This window comes from Pseudomonas cichorii, from assembly GCF_015471405.1.
Taxonomy (GTDB): domain Bacteria; phylum Pseudomonadota; class Gammaproteobacteria; order Pseudomonadales; family Pseudomonadaceae; genus Aquipseudomonas; species Aquipseudomonas serbiensis.
Map to the genome: position 1 here is coordinate 63,280 of NZ_BLVZ01000018.1, position 19,420 is coordinate 82,699.

Genomic DNA, 19,420 nt, shown 5'->3' on the forward strand with positions numbered 1-19,420 from the left:
CCCCATGAAATTGAGTATCTCCACCAAACTCTTCATTGCGGTCCTGACCGGCGTGCTGTTTGTCATCCTGAGCATGGGTCTGACTGCGAACTGGAGCTTTGGTCGTGGCTTTCTGGGCTATCTCAATGAACAGGGCATGCAGCGGATGACGCCGATCCTGCCAAAGCTTGCTGCCGCTTATGCCCACGAAGGTAACTGGGAGTTTCTGCGCCACAACAGGGATCGCTGGTTTGAAATCATGCGTCCCGACCATGATGAAGAAGAACGCATGACCACCGCCCCCAGGACCATGCAGACTTCAGACCTGACAGGCGCAGTGCTTCGTCTGGCGTTGCTGGATGAGCACAAGCGCCAAGTGATGGGATATTCGGGCTTGAATGACGATGACTATATGCGCCCCATCGAAGTGGATGGCAAAACCGTCGGCTGGCTGGCCATCACACCTTTCCAGAGCGTCAGTGAAGCCGGTGGCGAACGCTTTCAGCAATACCAGCTGCGCGCCAGCCTGGGCATGGGCGTGCTGTCACTGGTGCTGGCCATGCTGATTGCCTGGTGGATCGCCCGAACCCTGCTTGACCCGGTAAAGCGCGTGGCGGCGGCTACGCATCGACTGGCCGCTGGCGAGTACAGCAGCCGGGTGGTTGTGTCCTCCAACGACGAAGTCGGGCAACTGGCCCGCGACTTCAACCAGTTGGCCTACACCCTGGAGCGCAACGAACGCATGCGCCGGGATTTCATGGCCGACGTTTCCCACGAGCTGCGCACGCCGCTGTCGGTACTGCGCGGAGAGCTGGAAGCTATCGAAGACGGTGTACGCACCCTCGATCAGGCATCCATGAAGTCATTGCAGGGCGAGGTCGGCATGCTCAGCAAACTGGTGGATGATCTTTACGAACTGTCACTGGCCGATGTAGGTGCCCTGACCTATCGCAAGACCGATTGCGAACTCAATGAACTGCTGGAAAGCAGCGCCGCCATGTTCCATGAGCGTTGCGCAGCCCGGAAGCTGAGCCTGGAACTGGAGCTTCCCGCCCAGCCACTACCCTTGCAGGCCGACGCCAAACGCTTGCAACAACTGTTCAACAACCTGCTGGAAAACGCTGCGCGCTATACCGACGAAGGCGGCGTCCTGCGAATTCAGGCGGCCATTGAGGGAGATGAACTGCGGATCGACTTTCTCGACTCAGGCCCCGGTATCGAGGCCGAACAACTGCCGCGTCTGTTCGAGCGCTTCTACCGTGGCGAGGCTTCACGCAACCGGGCCAGTGGCGGCGCAGGTCTCGGGCTGGCCATCTGTCACAGTATCGCGCTGGCACACGGCGGCAGCCTGACGGCAGATCACTCACCCCTGGGCGGTCTCTGGCTGACCCTTCGCCTGCCACGGAGTATCTGACCCATGGCCAATGACGCGCCAATCCTCATCGTCGAAGATGAACCCAAACTGTCTGCACTGATGCGCGATTACCTGAACGCAGCAGGTTATCCGACCCAATGCCTGGCCAATGGTCTTGAAGTGGTGCCAGCGGTACGCACCTGTGAACCGAGGCTGATTCTGCTGGACCTGATGCTACCGGGTCGCGATGGCTTGCAAGTGTGCCAGGAACTGCGCAGCTTCAGCACAGTGCCGATTGTCATGATCACGGCCAGGGTCGAGGAAGTGGATCGCCTGCTCGGTCTGGACCTGGGGGCCGACGATTACATCTGCAAACCGTTCAGCCCGCGTGAAATGGTGGCCAGGGTCAAGGCCATCCTGCGCCGTAGCCCACAGCTTGCGTTGCTGGAGGCTCAGCCAAGGTTGCTGATCGATGAGGAACTGTATCGCGCCTCGTTCGATGGCGTGGCGCTGGACCTGACGCCGGTTGAGCTGCGCCTGCTCAATACCCTCGCCCGCTCGCCAGGCCGCGTGTTCTCCCGTGACCAACTCCTGGACAAGCTTTATTCGGATCATCGCGTGGTCACCGACCGCACCGTAGACAGCCATATCCGCAACCTGCGGCGCAAACTTGCGCAGGCCTGCCCGCAGGAAGATCCCATCCAGTCGCTCTATGGCGTGGGCTACAAGCTGGAACTTTGACTCGCGCAGGGTCTGTCGCTGGTATGATCCGCTTTTCGCTCTGCACCGCTGAAATCGTTTAAGGACCCTTCATGGCCAGCCATCCGCAACGTGTCGCCATTGTCATCCCGGCAAGATACGCCTCCACCCGCCTTCCCGGTAAACCGCTTGCCGACATCGCAGGCAAACCCATGGTGCAGCATGTGTATGAGCGCGCTCTGGAAGCCGCCATTGCCGATACGGTAGTGATTGCCACCGACGATCAGCGTGTGGCCGATGCGGCGCGCAGCTTTGGCGCGGCGTGTGTGATGACATCCCCCGACCATCCTTCGGGCACTGATCGCCTGGCCGAAGTCATGAGTCAGGTCGAAGCCGATATCTATGTCAACCTGCAAGGCGATGAGCCACTTGTCAGGCCTGCGGATATCGCCACGCTGGTGACCGGCATGCTCGCTGATCAGTCCGTGCAGGTCGGTACGCTCTGCCATCCGATAGACTCGGCCGAAGCAGGCAACCCCAATACCGTCAAAGTGGTCCTGGCCGCCAACGGCAATGCGCTGTATTTCAGCCGCTCGCCGATTCCCTACCCCCGCGAGGCAGAAACGGCCACTTACCTCAAGCATGTCGGGGTCTACGCCTATCGCCGCGAGGTGCTGGCCAGCTACTCCGGCCTGTCTCAGCCAATGATCGAGCATGCCGAAAAACTGGAGCAACTGCGCCTGCTGACTGCCGGTTACTGCATTCGTGCCTGGGTGGTCGAGCCCACCGGGCCTGGCGTCGATACCCCAGAATGCCTGGAAAAAGTCCGCGCCCTGATCGAGGGCCGCTCACTGCCAAGCCTGCCCGCACTGGCCGATATTCGACTGGTGATCACCGATGTCGACGGCGTGCTGACCGATGGCGGCATTTTCTATGACGCAACCGGCGAATGCCTGAAACGCTTCCACGTTCGCGATGGCATGGGCATGCGCATGCTGGAAGAAAACGGCGTGCGAGTGGCGGTCTTGTCAGGACGTGACTCGGCGACATTGCGCAAGCGCGTGGCGGACCTGGGCGTCGAACTGTGCCAGTTCGGCATCAAGGATAAAAAGGCCGCCTGTGAGCAGTTGATGGCCGCCGCCGGAGTGACCGCCCGTCAAACAGCCTGTATAGGTGATGATTCCATCGACCTCCCGGCCTTTGCCGCTTGCGGTCTGTCGTTCGCCGTCGCCGATGCGCCGGTCTATGTGCAGCAACAAGCCACCCATGTGCTGCAACGTGCGGGCGGCACCGGGGCATTCCGGGAGGTTTCCGATTCCATTCTGATCGCCCAGGGCAAGGCTGACGTCTTGGGTTCAGCAACCGGTTATGCATCGGTAATGGCCAGGATGGCCCAGTAAAACCGGAGGCTCCCGACGCCAAAAGGCTCGGGAGCCTTTACCCCCGCATCACCATTTCCCCTTCTGCATGGAACAACTCCCGCACATCGACCACTCAGGTTCAAACGAACCTTAGACTGCGGGAGAGAATTCATGGGCATTCAGTCCGCCAGGGCTTTCAAATACGTACAAGAGTTTTCATGCATTGCCGAGCGCTGCGAAGACAACTGCTGCAAGGGTAACTGGCGCATTGCAGTCAGCAATCGCAGCCACGAGCTGTACAGCCGGGAGTTTCCCGAGCTCTTGAATCTGATCGTCAAGGACGATTCGGGCTACCAGATGGACAAGGCCGGTGGCCAGTGCGGCGCGCTGCAAGGCGGACGTTGCCAGATCCATGCCCAGCAGGGTGAAGAAGTTCTCACCGATACCTGTGCCAACTACCCTCGCATGTATCGCCGCATCAATAACTCGTTGGTGAAGTCCGCAACCATGAGCTGCCCCGAAGTTGCCCGTATCGGGCTGTTTGGCGAATCGCCGTTCAAGATCGAAGAAGGTCCCCAGGACGACCATCATCTCTACGCCGCCGCCAATCAGGAATTCCCGGGTATCGATCAGGCTCAGTGGCGTTCGGTGGTGGAGTCTCTGCTGCAAATCACCCTGTCGAAGAAACTGCCGGTTGGTCAGGTATTGCTGCGTCTGTACGACATTTCTGCGCAACTGTCGGAACTGCCTCACGCCCGCTGGATCGAGGAAATCCCGCTGCTGGCCGACAACACCAGCAAGCTTGCGGAGGATGGCAGCGAGCCGATCCTTGCCGATCCATTGCTGATCGTGCTGATCAACGTCCTGAATGCACCGGGTGCGCCCTCCTCCTTGCGCCAACAGCTACTCACCTCTTCGCTCATTGTGCCCGGCGAAACGCCTGCACAGGCGCAGTGGACGCTACGGGCCGAGTATCGGAACCTGTACACCGAAAAGCTGCAGCACAGCCTTGATCTGATCCTGAAGCGTTTCATTGCTGCCGAGATGACCCGCACCGGCTTCCCGTTCATCTCCAACACCAGCGCCGGACAGGATTACGGCTTGAACCTGACCGAGTGGGCAACCACCCTGGCCATCCGCACCCTGACCCTGCGTAATCTGCTGATTGCTCATTGTGATGTGAACAACCAACTGGCGCCGGACAAGCAACAGATCGTGGATCTGGTCTACCGGTTCTGCCGGGCTGCCAGCCATAACGCAGTGACTGCCGCCGAACGCACCTTGCGTAATGCGATCACCGAAAAAGGCCTGGCGTACCTGAACACTCTGATCAGGCAGGTGGATGCCTGACGGTATCCGCCACATCCCTTCCTGAGCCCTGTCCTGAACAGGGCTCAGGCAGCAGAGAATGCCGTACAGAGCGTTTCATAGATCCAGATCAATAAACCCTGCTGGCAAGGCGATTACCGTTCGCGACTTTTTGCGACCGACACCGCCATGACACCCTTTACCCCGGAATTGCTCGCCCCCGCCGGCACCCTGAAAAACATGCGCTATGCGTTTGCCTATGGCGCCGATGCAGTCTATGCCGGCCAGCCGCGCTACAGCTTGCGGGTGCGCAACAACGAATTCGATCACGCCAACCTGGAACTCGGCATTCGCGAGGCTCAGGCTCAAGGCAAGCGCTTCTACGTCGTGGTGAACATCGCACCGCACAACGCCAAGCTCAAGACCTTCCTCAAAGACCTTGAACCCGTAATCGCCATGGCTCCCGACGCGCTGATCATGTCCGACCCCGGCCTGATCATGCTGGTGCGCAAACACTTCCCGCAGATGCCGATTCACCTGTCGGTGCAAGCCAATACCGTGAACTGGGCCAGTGTCGAGTTCTGGCAACAACAAGGCCTGAGCCGGATCATCCTGTCTCGCGAACTGTCCCTGGAAGAAATCGACGAGATACGCCAGCAGGTTCCCGCCATGGAACTGGAAGTGTTCATCCACGGCGCGCTGTGCATGGCCTACTCCGGCCGCTGCCTGCTGTCGGGCTACATCAACAAGCGTGACGCCAACCAGGGCAGTTGCACCAACGCCTGCCGCTGGAAATATTCCGCGCAAGAAGCCACGGAGAACCAGCTTGGCGACATCGTGCAAACCTGTGAACCCGAGCCGACCCTGGGCGCAGGCGCGCCGACCGATCAGGTGTTCCTGTTGCAGGAAGCCAATCGCCCGGAAGAACTGATGCCCGCCTTCGAGGACGAACACGGCACCTACATCATGAACTCCAAGGACCTGCGCGCCGTACAGCATGTCGAGCGCCTGACCCGCATGGGCGTGCATTCATTGAAAATCGAAGGCCGGACCAAATCCCACTTCTATTGCGCCCGCACTACACAGGTCTACCGCCGGGCAATCGACGACGCCGTAGCCGGCCGCGAATTCGACCGCAGCCTGATGACCGATCTGGAATCCCTGGCCCAGCGCGGCTACACCGAAGGCTTCCTGCGCCGTCATGTCCACGACGAATACCAGAACTACCAGAACGGCAGCTCGGTTTCGGAGCAACAACAGTTCGTCGGCGAACTGACCGGCGAACGCCGCGACGGACTGGCCGAAGTACGGGTCAAGAACCGCTTCAGCCTCGGCGACCATATGGAATTGATGACGCCCAAAGGCAACGTCCACTTTGACCTGCATCAGTTACAGAGTGCCAAGGGCGAGACAATCGAAGTGGCTCCGGGGGACGGGCATACGGTGTATCTGCCGATTCCTGAGGATGTGGATTTGCGGTTTGGGTTGTTGATGCGGGATGTGAGATTCACCAACAGGTAGGATTGCGGACCAGGGAGCAGGAGCGAATTTATTCGCGAGGCGGCATTTCAAACGACTCATCTCTGTCGGATGTCATACCGCTTTCGCGGATAAATCCGCTCCCACCGTCCCCTGTTTGCTGCGCGACAGTGCAGCGCCTGAGTTACAGGGTTTTCATGTACTCGATCAATGCATAGCGCTCGTCATCGTTGAAAGAGGATGCACCATAGTCATGACCTGCCTTGGAGTTCCCCGGTAAGGAAGTATCGAAAGTGAACGGGGCACCAGGCCCATTGGCATCGATAAAACCGACAGCCTTCGGATCGAACACAATCGAGCCCGCCTTGAAGCTCGAAGGACGTGCGTCGGGAGGCAGCAGCAGATCATACAGCGTGCGTACCGAGCCGTTGTGCAGGTAAGGCGCTGTTGCCCAGATGCCCGTCAATGGGCGCGCCTTGTAGGCAAGAGTCGGATAGTCCTGGATATCGAGTGCATAGCAGGCCTGGAGTCGCTTGTTCTTTTCGGTCGAGGCAAAGCTCAAAAAGGAGAAAACGCTCTTGCGTTCGATTCGTGGCGGTTGCGACTGGACGTTCAGGTAATCCTTCATCGCCAGCTCAAGAAGGTCTTTCTTCTGGTTCAGTAATATTTCCCGTGCCGTTACGCCCAACTGTGTGACCAAAGTCGTCTGATCTGTGACAACACCTTTGAACGTGTTGAGAAGTGCGCCCTTGAGCTTGCCAGGATCACTGATGAACTGGACGGCATTACAGGCCATCCAGGGGTCGGTATTGATGCTTTGAAGGCTTTCGGGCCTCGTACTGATAGGCGTCATCTGAGCGACGATCTTGCTTTTCAGATCATCGCGTGACAACGGTAAATGGCAGCTTGAGCAATTATTGTCGAACAGCTTGGCACCCTGCTCCACCTTCACAGGATCGATAGCTCCGAGTTTTTCAGGCCATTTCGGTGGTTTCAGGCGCTGCAACGTGCGCTCGAGCTGATCAAGGTTATCGATGCGCACGCTTGAAACAAAGCCCTTGAAAAGCGAATTGGAGCGAAAGGCCACATCACCGAAGACCCCCACGACTTCCGAGGCGTTGCGCGCAAGAGCGCCAACATCCAGGCCATCCGGGCCCAGCCGCTTGTTTGGAGCGACACCGTTCCATTGCACTTTATCGTGCTGGGAAGTGTTCCACAGAAACGGATAGCTGACTGGAGCATCCGAGGGGTTGGGCGTTGGGTTTGGCGCCCCATTGAGCTGCGCCACACGGTTGAGAATATGCCCCACGGCATCAACTCGGCCCGGGCCATACACCAGATCCGTCTTATAGAGCGATGCGCTTTTCTCAAGGAAAAGATTCAACTCATTCAGTGAACTGGACAGAAGCTGACGATTACCTTCGGAGTCGTCACCTGCAAGGACCTTTGTCGCAAAGCGATCAAATTTTTCATCATCACTCTGGGTGTCGATCAGAGCATCGCGGAAGGCATCAACAAACTTCTGGAAATCGGCATTGGTAGGGCCGCCCTGAACTTCCCAGGTATGGCCACCGTAGGAAACATTGGCCGTGTGACAGGCCGCGCAGTTCATTCCCACCCAAGGTTCCTTGTCAGACTGGTTGTTCTTCCAGCGCAGGCGAGAAAACGTCAGGGACTTGTCACTGCCTTGATCGACCACAAACCCCAAGGGCAACCGATAACTCTTGTAGTCAAACTCCAGAGTGCGCGGTGTATAACCATACCTTTCGATATTCGCGTCGGACATGAAAGGCACTTTCGAGCCTTTTATTTCCAAGGCCATCATCCAGCTCAGAGGAACCAGACGTGACCCTTGAGAAGTGTCCTGCCAGACTGCGAGATCTTTCGCACTCCAGTTCTGATCCAGACTGTACTCATCTGCCAGTACCACTGCCGATGTCAGGCTTCCAACCCCAATACTTACCGCTGCCAACACAGACTTCACTGTCATTTTCTCGATCCTTGTGGCTGTCTCCAGGAACCGCAATCAGCGGGCGTATAGCCCGAACCCTCGATTGGGCTACCCCCTGATTGGGAGTGTAGATATTTTTCAAGCAAATGATGGCATTTTGTTACACCTCACAAAACCGAGGCATTTCTCCTCCCCCAAATCCCCCTCTACTGCCCCAGCAGGCAGGCACCGAGCAGATTTTGATGTCGTTTATAATCAAAATCATTGACCTCTAAGATTATGAACATCATCATTAATGAGCATTTATATACGCTGGGCTGAAATCCGGGCGTTGCATCACGCTGAATGCTTGCCACCCTGCACACGGCGTCTGCCTGACGAGAAAAGCAGGCCTTATCGGATTGCCCGATTTCCAATTCACAGAGCCAAATCAACATGAAGGCATTTTTCATCGATCGTTATGGCAAGAACAGCGGACGTCTTGCCGAGTTACCCGACCCGGACATGGGGCCCGACGACGTTCTGGTTCAAGTGCATGCCACCAGCGTCAATCTCCTGGACTCCAAGATCAGGAAAGGTGAATTCAAACTGATCCTGCCCTATTCCTTTCCACTGGTGCTGGGTAACGATCTGGCTGGCGTGGTGGTGCGTACAGGCTCTGCTGTGCGGCAGTTCCGGCCGGGTGATGAGGTTTATGCGCGCCCTCCTCAGGAGCGCATCGGCACCTTCGCCGAGCTTATCTGCGTCAAGGCAGATTCACTGGCTCTGAAACCCAAGAACATAAGCATGGAGGAAGCAGCCTCTATCCCTTTGGTCGCTCTGACGGCCTGGCAGGCACTGGTCGAGACCGCAAGGTTAAAAAAGGGACAGAGAGTACTTATACACGCCGGCTCAGGCGGCGTTGGAACCATCGCCATTCAGCTTGCCAAGCACCTCGGGGCCGTTGTTGCCACAACTACCAGCACGAGCAATGTCGAGTGGGTGAAAGCGCTGGGAGCGGACGTTGTCATCGATTACACGCAGCAAAGCTTCGAGAGCGAACTGCACGACTATGACGTCGTACTCAATAGTCTGGGAGCCGACGTTCTGGATAAATCGCTCAAGGTTCTGAAGCCCGGTGGTCAGCTCATTTCCATCTCCGGGCCACCGACGCCCCTGTTTGCTGACGAGCAGAAACTGTCCTGGGGGCTGAAGCAGGTCATGCGTTTGCTGAGTTATGGCATCAGGAAGAAAGCACGCGAATTCGACGTCAGCTATGCATTCGTTTTCATGCAGGCAAATGGCGCTCAACTGCGTGAAATCAGCGCGCTGATCGAGTCCGGCGCAATCAAGCCGGTGATAGATCGCTCCTTCCCGTTCGAGTCAACAGCAGATGCTCTTGGCTATGTGGAACAGGGGCGTTCCAAAGGCAAGGTGGTCATTAAAGTCAGGTAAACACGGCCTGACAGGCCAGGGCAGCCTCTACGCTGTCCTGGCTTTCACCTCTGGCACATACGAAAAACCTGCCGCCTCCCAGTCGTACCAATCGGGGGTAAGGCGGAGTTTACGGGTGCAAATGAGCATTTCGATCGGGCTCGCGCACGAGCCTGTTTTTAACGCGGCATCACCGAGCGCAGATACATTTCGTACAAAGCCTGATCCTGACCAGGCATCCATCATGAACATGACTAATGTTTTATTGAAATCAATTCGTTTTTGTTCATGTCGCCACCGTTCTTAAAATACATGCAGCTTTCACGGCAGGCAGAGTAACGGCTGCCGGGTTAAAAAAGAATGTTAGCCAAACCTGAAAGTTGAAGCAGCAAATTCAGGTCGGGCTTAAAGGAGAGGTATCAGATCAAGATGAACAAAGAACTCACATTTGCTATCAAGAGCATTGGTTTTGATGAGCATTACTTACCCTCAGACAATACGCGCATCACGACCAACTTTGCCAATCTGGCCAGGGGCGAAAATCGCCAGGAGAACTTGCGCAACACCTTGAAGATGATTGACAATCGCTTCAATGCCCTGGCGCATTGGGACAATCCTGAAGGTGATCGTTACACGGTCGAACTGGATATTATCTCCGCGGAGATGAATATTGACGCTGAAGGCGGTGACCATGCCATCCCGTTGATTGAGGTTTTGAAAACAACGATTGTTGATCGAAAAACCAATAAGCGTATCAATGGGGTCGTGGGGAATAACTTTTCCTCTTACGTACGCGACTATGACTTCAGTGTGCGGTTGCTAGAGCACAACAAGAACCAGTCCGGATTCAGTACGCCAGAAGATTTCGGAGATCTGCACGGAAAGTTGTTCAAATGCCTCATCAATTCAAATGCCTATAAAGAGCATTTTGACAAGCCACCTGTTATCTGCCTGAGCGTATCGAGCGCCAGGACCTACCACAGGACCGAGAATCAGCATCCTGTCCTGGGAGTTGAGTACCAGCAGGATGAATACTCTTTGACGGATGAGTATTTCAAGAAAATGGGGCTGAAGGTTCGCTATTTCATGCCGCCGAACAGCGCTGCGCCTTTGGCTTTTTATTTTTCAGGCGATGTGCTGGGTGATTACACCAGCCTTGAACTCATTGGCATCATTAGCACAATGGATACTTTCCAGAAGATTTACCGGCCTGAGATTTATAATGCGAACTCGGTGGCAGGAAAATCCTATAAGCCGAGTTTGAAAAACCAGGACTATTCATTGACTCGAATTGTGTATGACCGCGAGGAACGTAGCCGGCTGGCTATTGAACAAGGAAAGTTTGCCGAAGAAAACTTCATCAAACCCTACCAGGCCGTTCTTGAGCAGTGGTCCGCCCGTTGCGCTCTTTGATTAATTAAAAACAAGGCCATCTTCATGAAAAAATTGTTACCCACTTCGACTGCAGGCAGCTTGCCTAAACCCTCCTGGCTTGCGCAACCTGAGACCCTTTGGTCACCCTGGAAATTGCAAGACGAAGAATTGATTGAAGGCAAGCAAGACGCGCTGTGTTTGTCGCTGCAAGAACAACAATTGGCCGGAATCGATATCGTCAGTGACGGTGAACAAACTCGCCAGCATTTCGTGACTACGTTTATTGAACACCTTGACGGCGTTGATTTCGAACAGCGCGAGACTGTCAGAATTCGTGACCGCTATGATGCGAGCGTGCCAACGGTTGTGGGTGCTGTTGCTCGACGAAAGCCCGTTTTTGTCGAAGACGCCAGATTTCTACGCCAGCAAACCAGGCAGCCAATCAAGTGGGCCCTGCCAGGCCCAATGACAATGATTGATACCCTTTACGATGCTCATTACAAAAGCCGTGAAAAACTGGCTTGGGAGTTTGCCAGGATTCTCAATCAGGAGGCCAAAGAGCTGGAGGCTGCCGGCGTCGACATCATTCAATTCGATGAGCCTGCATTTAACGTTTTTTTTGATGAGGTGAATGACTGGGGCGTTGCCACCCTGGAACGGGCGGTTGAAGGACTCAAATGCGAAACCGCTGTGCATATTTGCTACGGCTACGGCATCAAAGCGAATACCGACTGGAAGAAGACCCTGGGCTCGGAGTGGCGACAGTACGAAGAAGCCTTTCCCAAACTGCAAAAGTCCAGTATCGATATCATCTCGCTGGAGTGTCACAACTCTCACGTCCCCATGGATCTGATTGAACTCATTCGGGGCAAGAAAGTGATGGTAGGAGCCATTGACGTGGCAAGCCATACCATTGAGACGCCCGAGGAAGTCGCCAATACCCTGAGAAAAGCACTCCAGTTCGTCGATGCCGACAAACTCTATCCATGCACCAACTGCGGCATGGCGCCTTTGCCACGTCGAGTCGCGAGCGGAAAGCTGCGCGCGTTGAGTGCGGGTGCAGAAATCGTCCGCAGAGAACTCTTGAACGAGCGCTGAACAACCTTCGGGAATGACGCAGGTAAATTGAACAGACGATCAGGTCGCTTTTGATCAATGGCCGCTTTCACAGGCTGAAGTCAGCCAGACTATCCGGCTGCTTCAGGCGTCCCCATCAACAATATCAACCCACTATCTTCTCAGGACCTGCCATGTCGCCTTCTGATACTGCTATCGAGCCATTGAGCTTTCGTGAAGCGCTCGGATACTACGCATCTGGTATTACCGTGATTACATCCCACATTGCCGGGGAACCGATTGGCTTCACGTGCCAGTCTTTCTATAGCGTGTCGATGAGCCCGCCACTGGTATCGTTCAGCGTCATGAGCAGCTCGGCCAGCTATCCCGGAATTCGCCAGGCAGGTCGGTTTGCAGTCAATATCCTCTCGGGTGAGCAGGCCAATATTTCCAATCAGTTCGCTCGGCGAGGTACGGACAAATGGCATGGCGTCGAATGGGAGGAGTCTCCGCTGGGTAACCCGATCATTGTCGGCAATCTGCACTGGCTTGATTGCGAAATACATGCCGAGCACGCCGCAGGTGATCACCTGATCGTGATTGGTGAAGTAAAAGCCTTAAACCTGCAACAAGCGACTGCTGCTACGCAGCCATTGCTCTACTTCAAAGGACAATATCGCAATCTCGCCGCGCATAGCGGAGTTTGAACGGTTACCTCCCAGTCCAATCAGCTGAGAGCCATACTATATGCAGGGCAAAGAACCTAAAACCCGGCCTGCCCAAAACCTCCAGACCAACCCACAAAAATGCACAAAAAGCATTTAAAAACAAAATATAATTCACTTGTTTTATAATTAGCTTAGATCAAAAAAGAATTTCCCACCCCAATTCCATACGATTACCTTCTTTCGCAAGTTGAGCTTCTGCAACTGTCTCGCGAAAGCGACTACCCGAGCGACCTCGCCACCACCACATCGCTCTCACCATCCCCAATCACACGCCTTTTTGTTGCGGCCCGATAATGAACGGAGTAGCCATGTCTTTACGACGCTCTACAGGGCATCTCTGCGCACTCATCGTTGCGCTGATTTCAATTGCCGCCTGCTCACCCTCCAATGAATCGAACGATAAGGTATTGAACGTCACCTTCTTCGCTGACAATACCATTCTCGTGAGTGTTGATCCGTTTCAGGTCTACTGGCTGGAACACCGGGTCATGCTGCGTAATGTCGCCGAGTCATTGACCGACCAGGAACCTTCCAGCGGTCAGATCATTCCATGGCTCGCCAAACGCTGGGAAATCAGCGATGACGGCTTGGCTTATACCTTTTATCTGCGTGACGATGTCACATTCAGCAACGGAGAGCGTTTTAATGCCAATGCCGTCAAAACGGCGTTCGATAGCAACAAGGCACTGGTCGAGAAGCTGCCCAGCACTTTTGGCGCCACTTACCTCAGCGGATACGACCACGCGCAGGTAATCGATGACTTCACAGTGAAGCTTGTGCTGAGCAAACCCAACGCAGGCTTTCTGCAAGCAACATCGACCACTATTCTGGCCATTCTTGCTCCTGCGTCCTATGCGCTCACCGAACGGGAGCGTTCACTGGGCCAGATCATTGGCACCGGCCCCTTCGTCCTGGACTCCTACACCCCCGAAACCGGCGCTAAACTTTCCAAACGTCATGGCTATCACTGGGCATCGGCCAACTCCAGGAATCAGGGCGATGCCTATCTGGACACCGTGAATATCACCTACACCCCGGAAGAGAGCGTCCGCAACGGTCTCTTTTTGCAAGGCAAGGTGGACATTCTTTGGCCACGGCTGCCGTTCTCGGAAATCAATGCAAATCTGTTCGAGAAAAAAGGGGCAACCATTCAGACTCGCTCGCTGCCCGGCCCCGCCCTCAATCTATACCCCAACGTAAGTGCCCAGCGAATCTTGAGCGACAGGAAAGTCAGGATTGCTCTTCAGAAATCCATTGATCGCAAAAGCTTTGCTCAAGTCGTGTTCTCCCCCACCTTCCCTGTTGTCAGTGGAGTACTGGATGTCACCACGCCGTACTACAAGTCTCAGTCACAAAAGCTGGCGTACGATCCTGACGGCGCTGCTGACTTACTGGATCAAGCAGGCTGGATCAAAGCGGACGATGGCTTCCGATATAAAGACGGAAAACGCCTGCGTCTGGTGTACAACATTTCTCCTGCGGAGACTCCAGGCGACATTCTCATTCAGGATCAACTGCGCAAAACGGGAATCGATCTGAATCTGAACGTACTGACTCGCGCCGATTGGTCTGCCAGAAACGGGGCCGGGAATTACGACCTGACGGCCGTATATATGACACGTGCTGACCCCATCATTCTGCAAACAATCCTCGACCCTCGAACGGCTTACAGCGCAGCGGTCGCAACCAACATATACGAGCCCCAGACACTGCCGAAAGCCCGCGAATTGTTCGATGCCGGCGTTACCTCCATTGCGCCGGAAAAACGAGAGCAGGCATACGGTGCGCTACAAGATCTTTTGATAGATGAGGCCGCTACGTTCCCTCTTCATGAGCGCTTGCTTCAGGCCGCTACGTCATCGCGCGTCAAGAATTTTCACTGGACAGCTGAGGGCATTGCGCTATTTGGCGACATCCAGCTGACAGGTAAGTAAATAACCTTTAACGACGAACTACGCGCAACTCTGGAGTAACCATGACAACGAATGATGCCTGCGTCCCGGATGTGCCAGACGCACCGGTAACGTTCAGTAACCTCATCGAACTTGAATCCCGGGCGGCCAAGGTCATACCCACGGCGGGGTTCGAGTACATTGCACGCGGGGCTGGTGATGAGCAGACCTTGCGTGAAAACCGGGAGGCATTCAGCCGAGCCTTCATCGATCAGAGAATCCTGACCGGCAAGGTCGTGGAGACATTGGAGACATCAATCCTCGGGGTCTCTTTACGCTCGCCCATTACGATCGCGGCAATGGCGTCGCAAGGTATTGCCCACCCCTCTGCTGAATCAGGCACTGCGATTGCGGCGGATCACGTCGGAACGCTGCTCTGCGTGAGCACCGTCTCGACCCAGAGCCTGGAAACCATTGCCGCAGCAAGCGCAGGGCCTAAGTGGTTTCAGCTTTACCTTACTCGCGACGATGGTTTTAACCGCGAACTCCTCAACCGGGCACGAGCGGCAGGGTACACAGCCGTGGTGTTAACTGCCGATGTCACGGTCGGAGGCATCCGGGAGCACAACCGTCGAAACGGATTCGATGCAGGACATCTGCGCGGGAATTTCATAGACGCCGCCGGTAACCCCCGCTGTACCGATCGATCGTTCCAACCCGCTTTGTCTCTGGATGCGATCAGTTACGCTCATGAGCACAGCGGGCTGCCTGTTGTCGTAAAAGGCGTGACCACAAGCCAGGATGCTCTTCGCGTCATTGAACACGGTGCCGCCGCGATCCAGGTTTCAAACCATGGAGGAAGGCAACTGGACGGTTCCCCGGCGGCCTTCACATCACTGCTACATGTGGCTGAGTCTGTTGAAGAACGGGTTCCCATCATCTTTGACAGTGGCATCAGGCGCGGCACAGATGTGTTCAAAGCAATTGCAGCGGGCGCCGACGTAGTCGCATTGGGGCGCCCGGTGCTTTATGGCTTGGCGCTGGGAGGATGGCGAGGAGTAGTTTCCGTGCTCGAACATCTGGACAATGAGCTTCGTACGGTGATGCAACTGGCGGGTGCCGCAACTGTTGCAGACATCCGAAGCACCCGGCTTACTTTCGGCCTTACCGATCGGCAAATTCCTGGCTATGCGTAAAGTCAGTTCCCCCCTCTGCAACTCTGGGAGTTGACGCCTCTGGTGCAGCTTGATGCGACTGGCCAGGACAGCCTGCGCGCTGTCACTGGCCACATACGAAAAACCTGCCGCCTCCCAGTCGCGCCAATCGGGAGTGGAGCCTGGGAGCCAGGGCGATGCGATCAGATATCAGGAAGAAAACTCACACCCCTTCTGAACAAGCGACTTCATGACCCAGGATCGGTCATTTTCACCCAGAGCTATCTGTTCGAGTTGCTTCTGTTCCGCGGCATGCTTGGCTGACGCGCGGTCATAAACGTCGCCGACCTGATCGAAAGGCACGCACAGCAAGCCATCACCATCGCCGATAATCAGGTCGCCTGGCTCTATGACCATGCCATCAAGAGCGATGGGCACGTTGACTTCGCCAGGGCCATCCTTGTAAGGCCCGCGGTGGGTGACGCCCGCTGCAAATACCGGAAAGTTGCCAGCGGCAATGCTGTCGGCATCACGGATCGCGCCATTGATCACAATCCCGGCAACGCCTTTCTTGATTGCATACGCAACCATCATCTCGCCAATAAGGGCATTGCTCAGATCCCCTCCTGCATCCACCACGATAACGTCTCCAGCCTGGGCGATATCGAGTGCATGGTGAAGCATCAGATTGTCACCGGGCCGCGCCTTGACCGTGAGAGCGGGTCCGGCCAGCACACCCGTGCGGTGCATGGCATGGAGTCTGGTACCGCCAGCAGTCATGCGATGCATCGAGTCGCTGACGTTCGCGACAGGGACACTCCTGTAACGCTCAACCCACTCGGGAGCGACCTTGCGCTCTTGCTTCAGCACTCTAAAACCAATGGACATTCGGCATTCCTCTTGTGTTTTTTGTGTGCCGTCGAGGTCCAACTGAACCAATTAAATGAAACGGCATTTCAAAATTAACACCTGTTTTTTATTCCCGCAAGATTGACCAGACTGAGCTCAAGGCAGAAAAGCTGCCGATGAATGGCTAAAAATAACCAAAACTCGCCTAATTAATTGACATAAAACGGATTTCATTGTTTTCAGGCGTGACTTCTCAGAACGCAAAAAAGTCTTCGCAATATTTTTTATTGCAACGCCGTTTCATTATGCTAATTTCATCCCTGTCGAGACAGCCGAAATAACGGCAAAACCGCACTCAGACAAAAAGACCAAGGTGTGCAAATGACTCAAACCCTCTTGTTGACCGGGCCTGAACTGACAGCCGAAGCCATGGCGTATGCCGCCTCTCAAGGTGTTCGGGTCGTGCCTACAACGCCATACACCCCCGCCGACGAGCTGACCGCAATCATCGCCAGTGAGCAGCCTGATGCAATTATCGTCAGGCAAGGCAAGCTGACGCGGGAAATGATCGATGCTTCCAGGAAACTGAAAATCATCGCAAAGCATGGCGTGGGCTATGACACCATCGACATCGCCGCAGCTGCCGAGCGCAGCATTCCGGTCACGATTGCCCTGGGAGCCAACGCCCAATCCGTTGCAGAACATGCATTGGCCCTGATGTTCAGCGTTGCACGTCAGACCGCTCTTCTGGATGCCAGGATGCGCGACGGGCACTGGGACAAATCCACCTCTGTTGGCATAGAGCTGTCAGGCAAGACGCTGGGCCTTGTCGGGCTGGGTTCGATCGGCCGTATCCTGGCGGAACTGGTCGTCCCTCTGCGAATGGCAGTAAAGGTCTATGACCCCTACCTGAAAGAACTGCCTTCAATACCGGATATCCAGCTTGTCCGCGACTTCGATACATTGGTAGCAGACAGCGACATCATCAGCCTGCATTGCCCCCTGACCGACCAGAACCGCAACCTTTTCGGGGAAAAGCAATTCAACCGCATGCGCCCAGGCAGCATCCTGATCAACACTGCCCGAGGTGAACTGATTGATACCGATGCTCTGGTACAGGCACTCAGCACCCGCAAGATTGCCGGAGCCGGGCTGGATACATTCAACCCCGAGCCACCGCCTGCCGACTCACCGCTATGGGGGCTGCCGACTCTGGTAGCGACACCTCATGTCGGGGCGAATACAGCAGAAGCACGAGATCGCGTGGGTTTACTGGCCGTACAGCAGATTGTGAACTTCTGGAACGGCACATCGCCTGACCCTCGCGCCGTAGTGAACCGCCACCTGTTTGAAAGCTGATCCCGCAAGCGCCCCGAAGCGCAGCGGGTGAAATTCATAAATCCATAACGCTTCTCCAAAAAAAACAAAACGGGAGAGAGTCATGTCCATCAGTTCCAACGAGATCAGCGCCCTTGAGCAATCAACGATGCGAAAGGTCGCATGGCGGTTATTACCCTTTCTGATTCTCTGCTACCTGCTCGCGATCATCGATCGCGGCAACATCGGTATGGCGTCCTTGCAGATGAACCAGGATCTGGGTCTGACGCCCGCAATATTCGGACTTGCAAGCAGCCTGTTCTTTGTTTCGTACTTTCTTGTGGAGGTCCCGAGCAATCTGGCCTTGCAGAAGTTCGGTGCGCGGCGCTGGATCGCAAGGATCATGATTACCTGGGGGCTTATTTCTGCGGGCACCGCTTTTGTCCAGGGAGCGAACTCTCTCTACGTCATGCGCTTCCTTTTAGGCGCAGCCGAAGCTGGCTTTTTTCCGGGAGTGCTGCTGTACCTCACCTACTGGCTGCCATCCGCCTACAGGGGACGCATGGTGGCAATCTTCATGGTGGCAATTCCGGGCGCCAACTTCATTGGCTCTCCTCTCTCAGGCCTTCTGCTGAGCATGGACGGCTGGCTGGGCATGCGAGGCTGGCACTGGCTTTTCATTCTTGAAGGGATTCCTGCCACCTTACTGGGCATTGCCTGCCTGTTCGTACTCACAGACCGTCCTGAACAAGCACACTGGCTAAATGCAGAGCAACGGAACTGGCTGATCACTCGTCTCGACGAAGAGCGCGCCCGAAAAACAGCCATTGGCCACATCTCCCTCTGGAAGCTGCTGCGACACAAACATATCTGGGTCTTGGCTCTGATTTATTCGGGAGCGTCAGCCGCTGGCAGCACCATGAGTGTCTGGGCACCTCAACTGCTGAAAACATTCGGCCTGAGCAATATGGAAATCGGCCTGGTCAACGCCATTCCATACGGGCTGGCATCAGTGCTTATGATCGTATGGGGACGCAGCTCCGACAAAACCGGCGAACGGCGCTGGCACACCGCAACGACACTACTGCTCATCACGGTCGGACTATTGATGGCACTGGTAACGTCATCACTGGTCGCCACAGTATTCATGCTGAGCATGGTGTTGATCGGTGCCTACTCCATGAAGGGACCATTCTGGGCGCTGGTTTCAACCTGGCTGTCATCATCAACGGCCGCTGCAGGATTGGCAGCCGTAGGCGCCATGGCCAACCTGATTGGTGGAGGTGTGATGGTGAACGTTTACGGAGCCATACATAACTCCACAGGCAGCTATGCATTGGCGCTGCTGCCGCTTGCAGCCCTTTGTGCAGCGGGGGCAATCATGGTCTTGCTGATGGGACGAAAACAGCTTCTTGATTCAGCCGAAACCTCAGGATTTGAACGCAAGGCAAATGCCCACTGATCAAACAGCATCAACCTTTCAATACTGCCGCCAGGGTCAAACCT

15 protein-coding genes are annotated in these 19,420 nt (G+C 55.5%); 13 read left to right on the plus strand and 2 right to left on the minus strand.

What is annotated here, in order from left to right; all coding sequences use genetic code 11:
• The first annotated feature begins 4 nt into the window (after positions 1–4).
• The 5 genes from baeS to trhP all read left to right on the plus strand — a co-directional run bounded on the left by baeS (position 5) and on the right by trhP (position 6,222).
• A complete protein-coding gene (gene baeS, locus JL015_RS24240) occupies positions 5–1,393 on the plus strand; it encodes a sensor histidine kinase efflux regulator BaeS (protein ID WP_201020266.1) in 1,389 nt (462 codons plus the stop codon).
• A gap of 3 nt (positions 1,394–1,396) precedes the next feature.
• Positions 1,397–2,074: a response regulator gene (locus tag JL015_RS24245; protein WP_201020267.1), complete on the plus strand. Its 678-nt coding sequence runs from the start codon at positions 1,397–1,399 to the stop codon at positions 2,072–2,074.
• Positions 2,075–2,145: 71 nt separating this feature from the next.
• Entirely contained in the window at positions 2,146–3,432 is a 1,287-nt protein-coding gene (gene kdsB, locus JL015_RS24250; RefSeq protein ID WP_201020268.1) for a 3-deoxy-manno-octulosonate cytidylyltransferase, read from the plus strand.
• A 132-nt stretch (positions 3,433–3,564) separates the two neighbouring features.
• Positions 3,565–4,743, plus strand: a complete 1,179-nt coding sequence (fliB, locus tag JL015_RS24255; protein WP_201020269.1) for a flagellin lysine-N-methylase — start codon at positions 3,565–3,567, stop codon at positions 4,741–4,743.
• Between the two features lie 147 nt (positions 4,744–4,890).
• Positions 4,891–6,222 (plus strand): prephenate-dependent tRNA uridine(34) hydroxylase TrhP, encoded by a 1,332-nt coding sequence (trhP, locus tag JL015_RS24260; RefSeq protein ID WP_201020270.1) that lies wholly within the window; start codon positions 4,891–4,893, stop codon positions 6,220–6,222.
• A 142-nt stretch (positions 6,223–6,364) separates the two neighbouring features.
• Here trhP and JL015_RS24265 read toward each other — a convergent pair whose 3' ends face one another.
• Positions 6,365–8,170, minus strand: coding sequence for a di-heme-cytochrome C peroxidase (locus tag JL015_RS24265; protein ID WP_201020271.1), 1,806 nt, complete (start codon positions 8,168–8,170; stop codon positions 6,365–6,367).
• A 396-nt stretch (positions 8,171–8,566) separates the two neighbouring features.
• On the opposite strand from JL015_RS24265, the gene JL015_RS24270 reads away from it, so the two are divergent.
• The 6 genes from JL015_RS24270 (at position 8,567) to JL015_RS24295 (ending at position 15,790) form a co-directional block, all read left to right on the plus strand.
• Complete coding sequence (locus JL015_RS24270) at positions 8,567–9,565, plus strand: NADP-dependent oxidoreductase (RefSeq protein ID WP_201020272.1); 999 nt, start codon at positions 8,567–8,569, stop codon at positions 9,563–9,565.
• 408 nt (positions 9,566–9,973) lie between these two features.
• Positions 9,974–10,957: a DUF1852 domain-containing protein gene (locus JL015_RS24275; protein ID WP_201020273.1), complete on the plus strand. Its 984-nt coding sequence runs from the start codon at positions 9,974–9,976 to the stop codon at positions 10,955–10,957.
• A 24-nt stretch (positions 10,958–10,981) separates the two neighbouring features.
• A complete protein-coding gene (locus JL015_RS24280) occupies positions 10,982–12,016 on the plus strand; it encodes a methionine synthase (RefSeq protein WP_201020274.1) in 1,035 nt (344 codons plus the stop codon).
• A 152-nt stretch (positions 12,017–12,168) separates the two neighbouring features.
• Positions 12,169–12,681 carry a flavin reductase family protein gene (locus JL015_RS24285; protein ID WP_201020275.1) on the plus strand — a complete coding sequence of 171 codons (513 nt, stop codon included), beginning with the start codon at positions 12,169–12,171 and terminating at the stop codon, positions 12,679–12,681.
• Between the two features lie 329 nt (positions 12,682–13,010).
• On the plus strand, positions 13,011–14,636 hold the full coding sequence (locus JL015_RS24290; RefSeq protein ID WP_201020276.1) for an ABC transporter substrate-binding protein: 1,626 nt from the start codon (positions 13,011–13,013) through the stop codon (positions 14,634–14,636).
• Positions 14,637–14,677: 41 nt separating this feature from the next.
• The gene (locus JL015_RS24295) at positions 14,678–15,790 is read left to right on the plus strand and encodes an alpha-hydroxy-acid oxidizing protein (RefSeq protein WP_201020277.1); all 1,113 of its coding nucleotides are present in this window, start codon (positions 14,678–14,680) and stop codon (positions 15,788–15,790) included.
• 168 nt (positions 15,791–15,958) lie between these two features.
• Here JL015_RS24295 and JL015_RS24300 read toward each other — a convergent pair whose 3' ends face one another.
• On the minus strand, positions 15,959–16,636 hold the full coding sequence (locus JL015_RS24300; protein WP_201020278.1) for an RraA family protein: 678 nt from the start codon (positions 16,634–16,636) through the stop codon (positions 15,959–15,961).
• 342 nt (positions 16,637–16,978) lie between these two features.
• Between JL015_RS24300 and JL015_RS24305 the strand changes: the two genes are divergently transcribed.
• Positions 16,979–17,956, plus strand: a complete 978-nt coding sequence (locus JL015_RS24305) for a hydroxyacid dehydrogenase (RefSeq protein WP_201020279.1) — start codon at positions 16,979–16,981, stop codon at positions 17,954–17,956.
• Positions 17,957–18,038: 82 nt separating this feature from the next.
• Positions 18,039–19,376: an MFS transporter gene (locus JL015_RS24310; RefSeq protein WP_201020280.1), complete on the plus strand. Its 1,338-nt coding sequence runs from the start codon at positions 18,039–18,041 to the stop codon at positions 19,374–19,376.
• The last annotated feature ends 44 nt before the right edge of the window (positions 19,377–19,420 follow it).

Coding starts and splice junctions, on each gene's coding strand:
- JL015_RS24300 (WP_201020278.1), bottom strand. CDS start 16,636: ATGTCCATTGGTTTTAGAGTGCTGAAGCAAGAGCGCAAGGTCGCTCCC.
- JL015_RS24305 (WP_201020279.1), top strand. CDS start 16,979: ATGACTCAAACCCTCTTGTTGACCGGGCCTGAACTGACAGCCGAAGCC.
- JL015_RS24270 (WP_201020272.1), top strand. CDS start 8,567: ATGAAGGCATTTTTCATCGATCGTTATGGCAAGAACAGCGGACGTCTT.
- JL015_RS24295 (WP_201020277.1), top strand. CDS start 14,678: ATGACAACGAATGATGCCTGCGTCCCGGATGTGCCAGACGCACCGGTA.
- JL015_RS24245 (WP_201020267.1), top strand. CDS start 1,397: ATGGCCAATGACGCGCCAATCCTCATCGTCGAAGATGAACCCAAACTG.
- JL015_RS24280 (WP_201020274.1), top strand. CDS start 10,982: ATGAAAAAATTGTTACCCACTTCGACTGCAGGCAGCTTGCCTAAACCC.
- JL015_RS24285 (WP_201020275.1), top strand. CDS start 12,169: ATGTCGCCTTCTGATACTGCTATCGAGCCATTGAGCTTTCGTGAAGCG.
- JL015_RS24275 (WP_201020273.1), top strand. CDS start 9,974: ATGAACAAAGAACTCACATTTGCTATCAAGAGCATTGGTTTTGATGAG.
- JL015_RS24290 (WP_201020276.1), top strand. CDS start 13,011: ATGTCTTTACGACGCTCTACAGGGCATCTCTGCGCACTCATCGTTGCG.
- JL015_RS24310 (WP_201020280.1), top strand. CDS start 18,039: ATGTCCATCAGTTCCAACGAGATCAGCGCCCTTGAGCAATCAACGATG.
- JL015_RS24265 (WP_201020271.1), bottom strand. CDS start 8,170: ATGACAGTGAAGTCTGTGTTGGCAGCGGTAAGTATTGGGGTTGGAAGC.
- fliB (WP_201020269.1), top strand. CDS start 3,565: ATGGGCATTCAGTCCGCCAGGGCTTTCAAATACGTACAAGAGTTTTCA.
- kdsB (WP_201020268.1), top strand. CDS start 2,146: ATGGCCAGCCATCCGCAACGTGTCGCCATTGTCATCCCGGCAAGATAC.
- trhP (WP_201020270.1), top strand. CDS start 4,891: ATGACACCCTTTACCCCGGAATTGCTCGCCCCCGCCGGCACCCTGAAA.
- baeS (WP_201020266.1), top strand. CDS start 5: ATGAAATTGAGTATCTCCACCAAACTCTTCATTGCGGTCCTGACCGGC.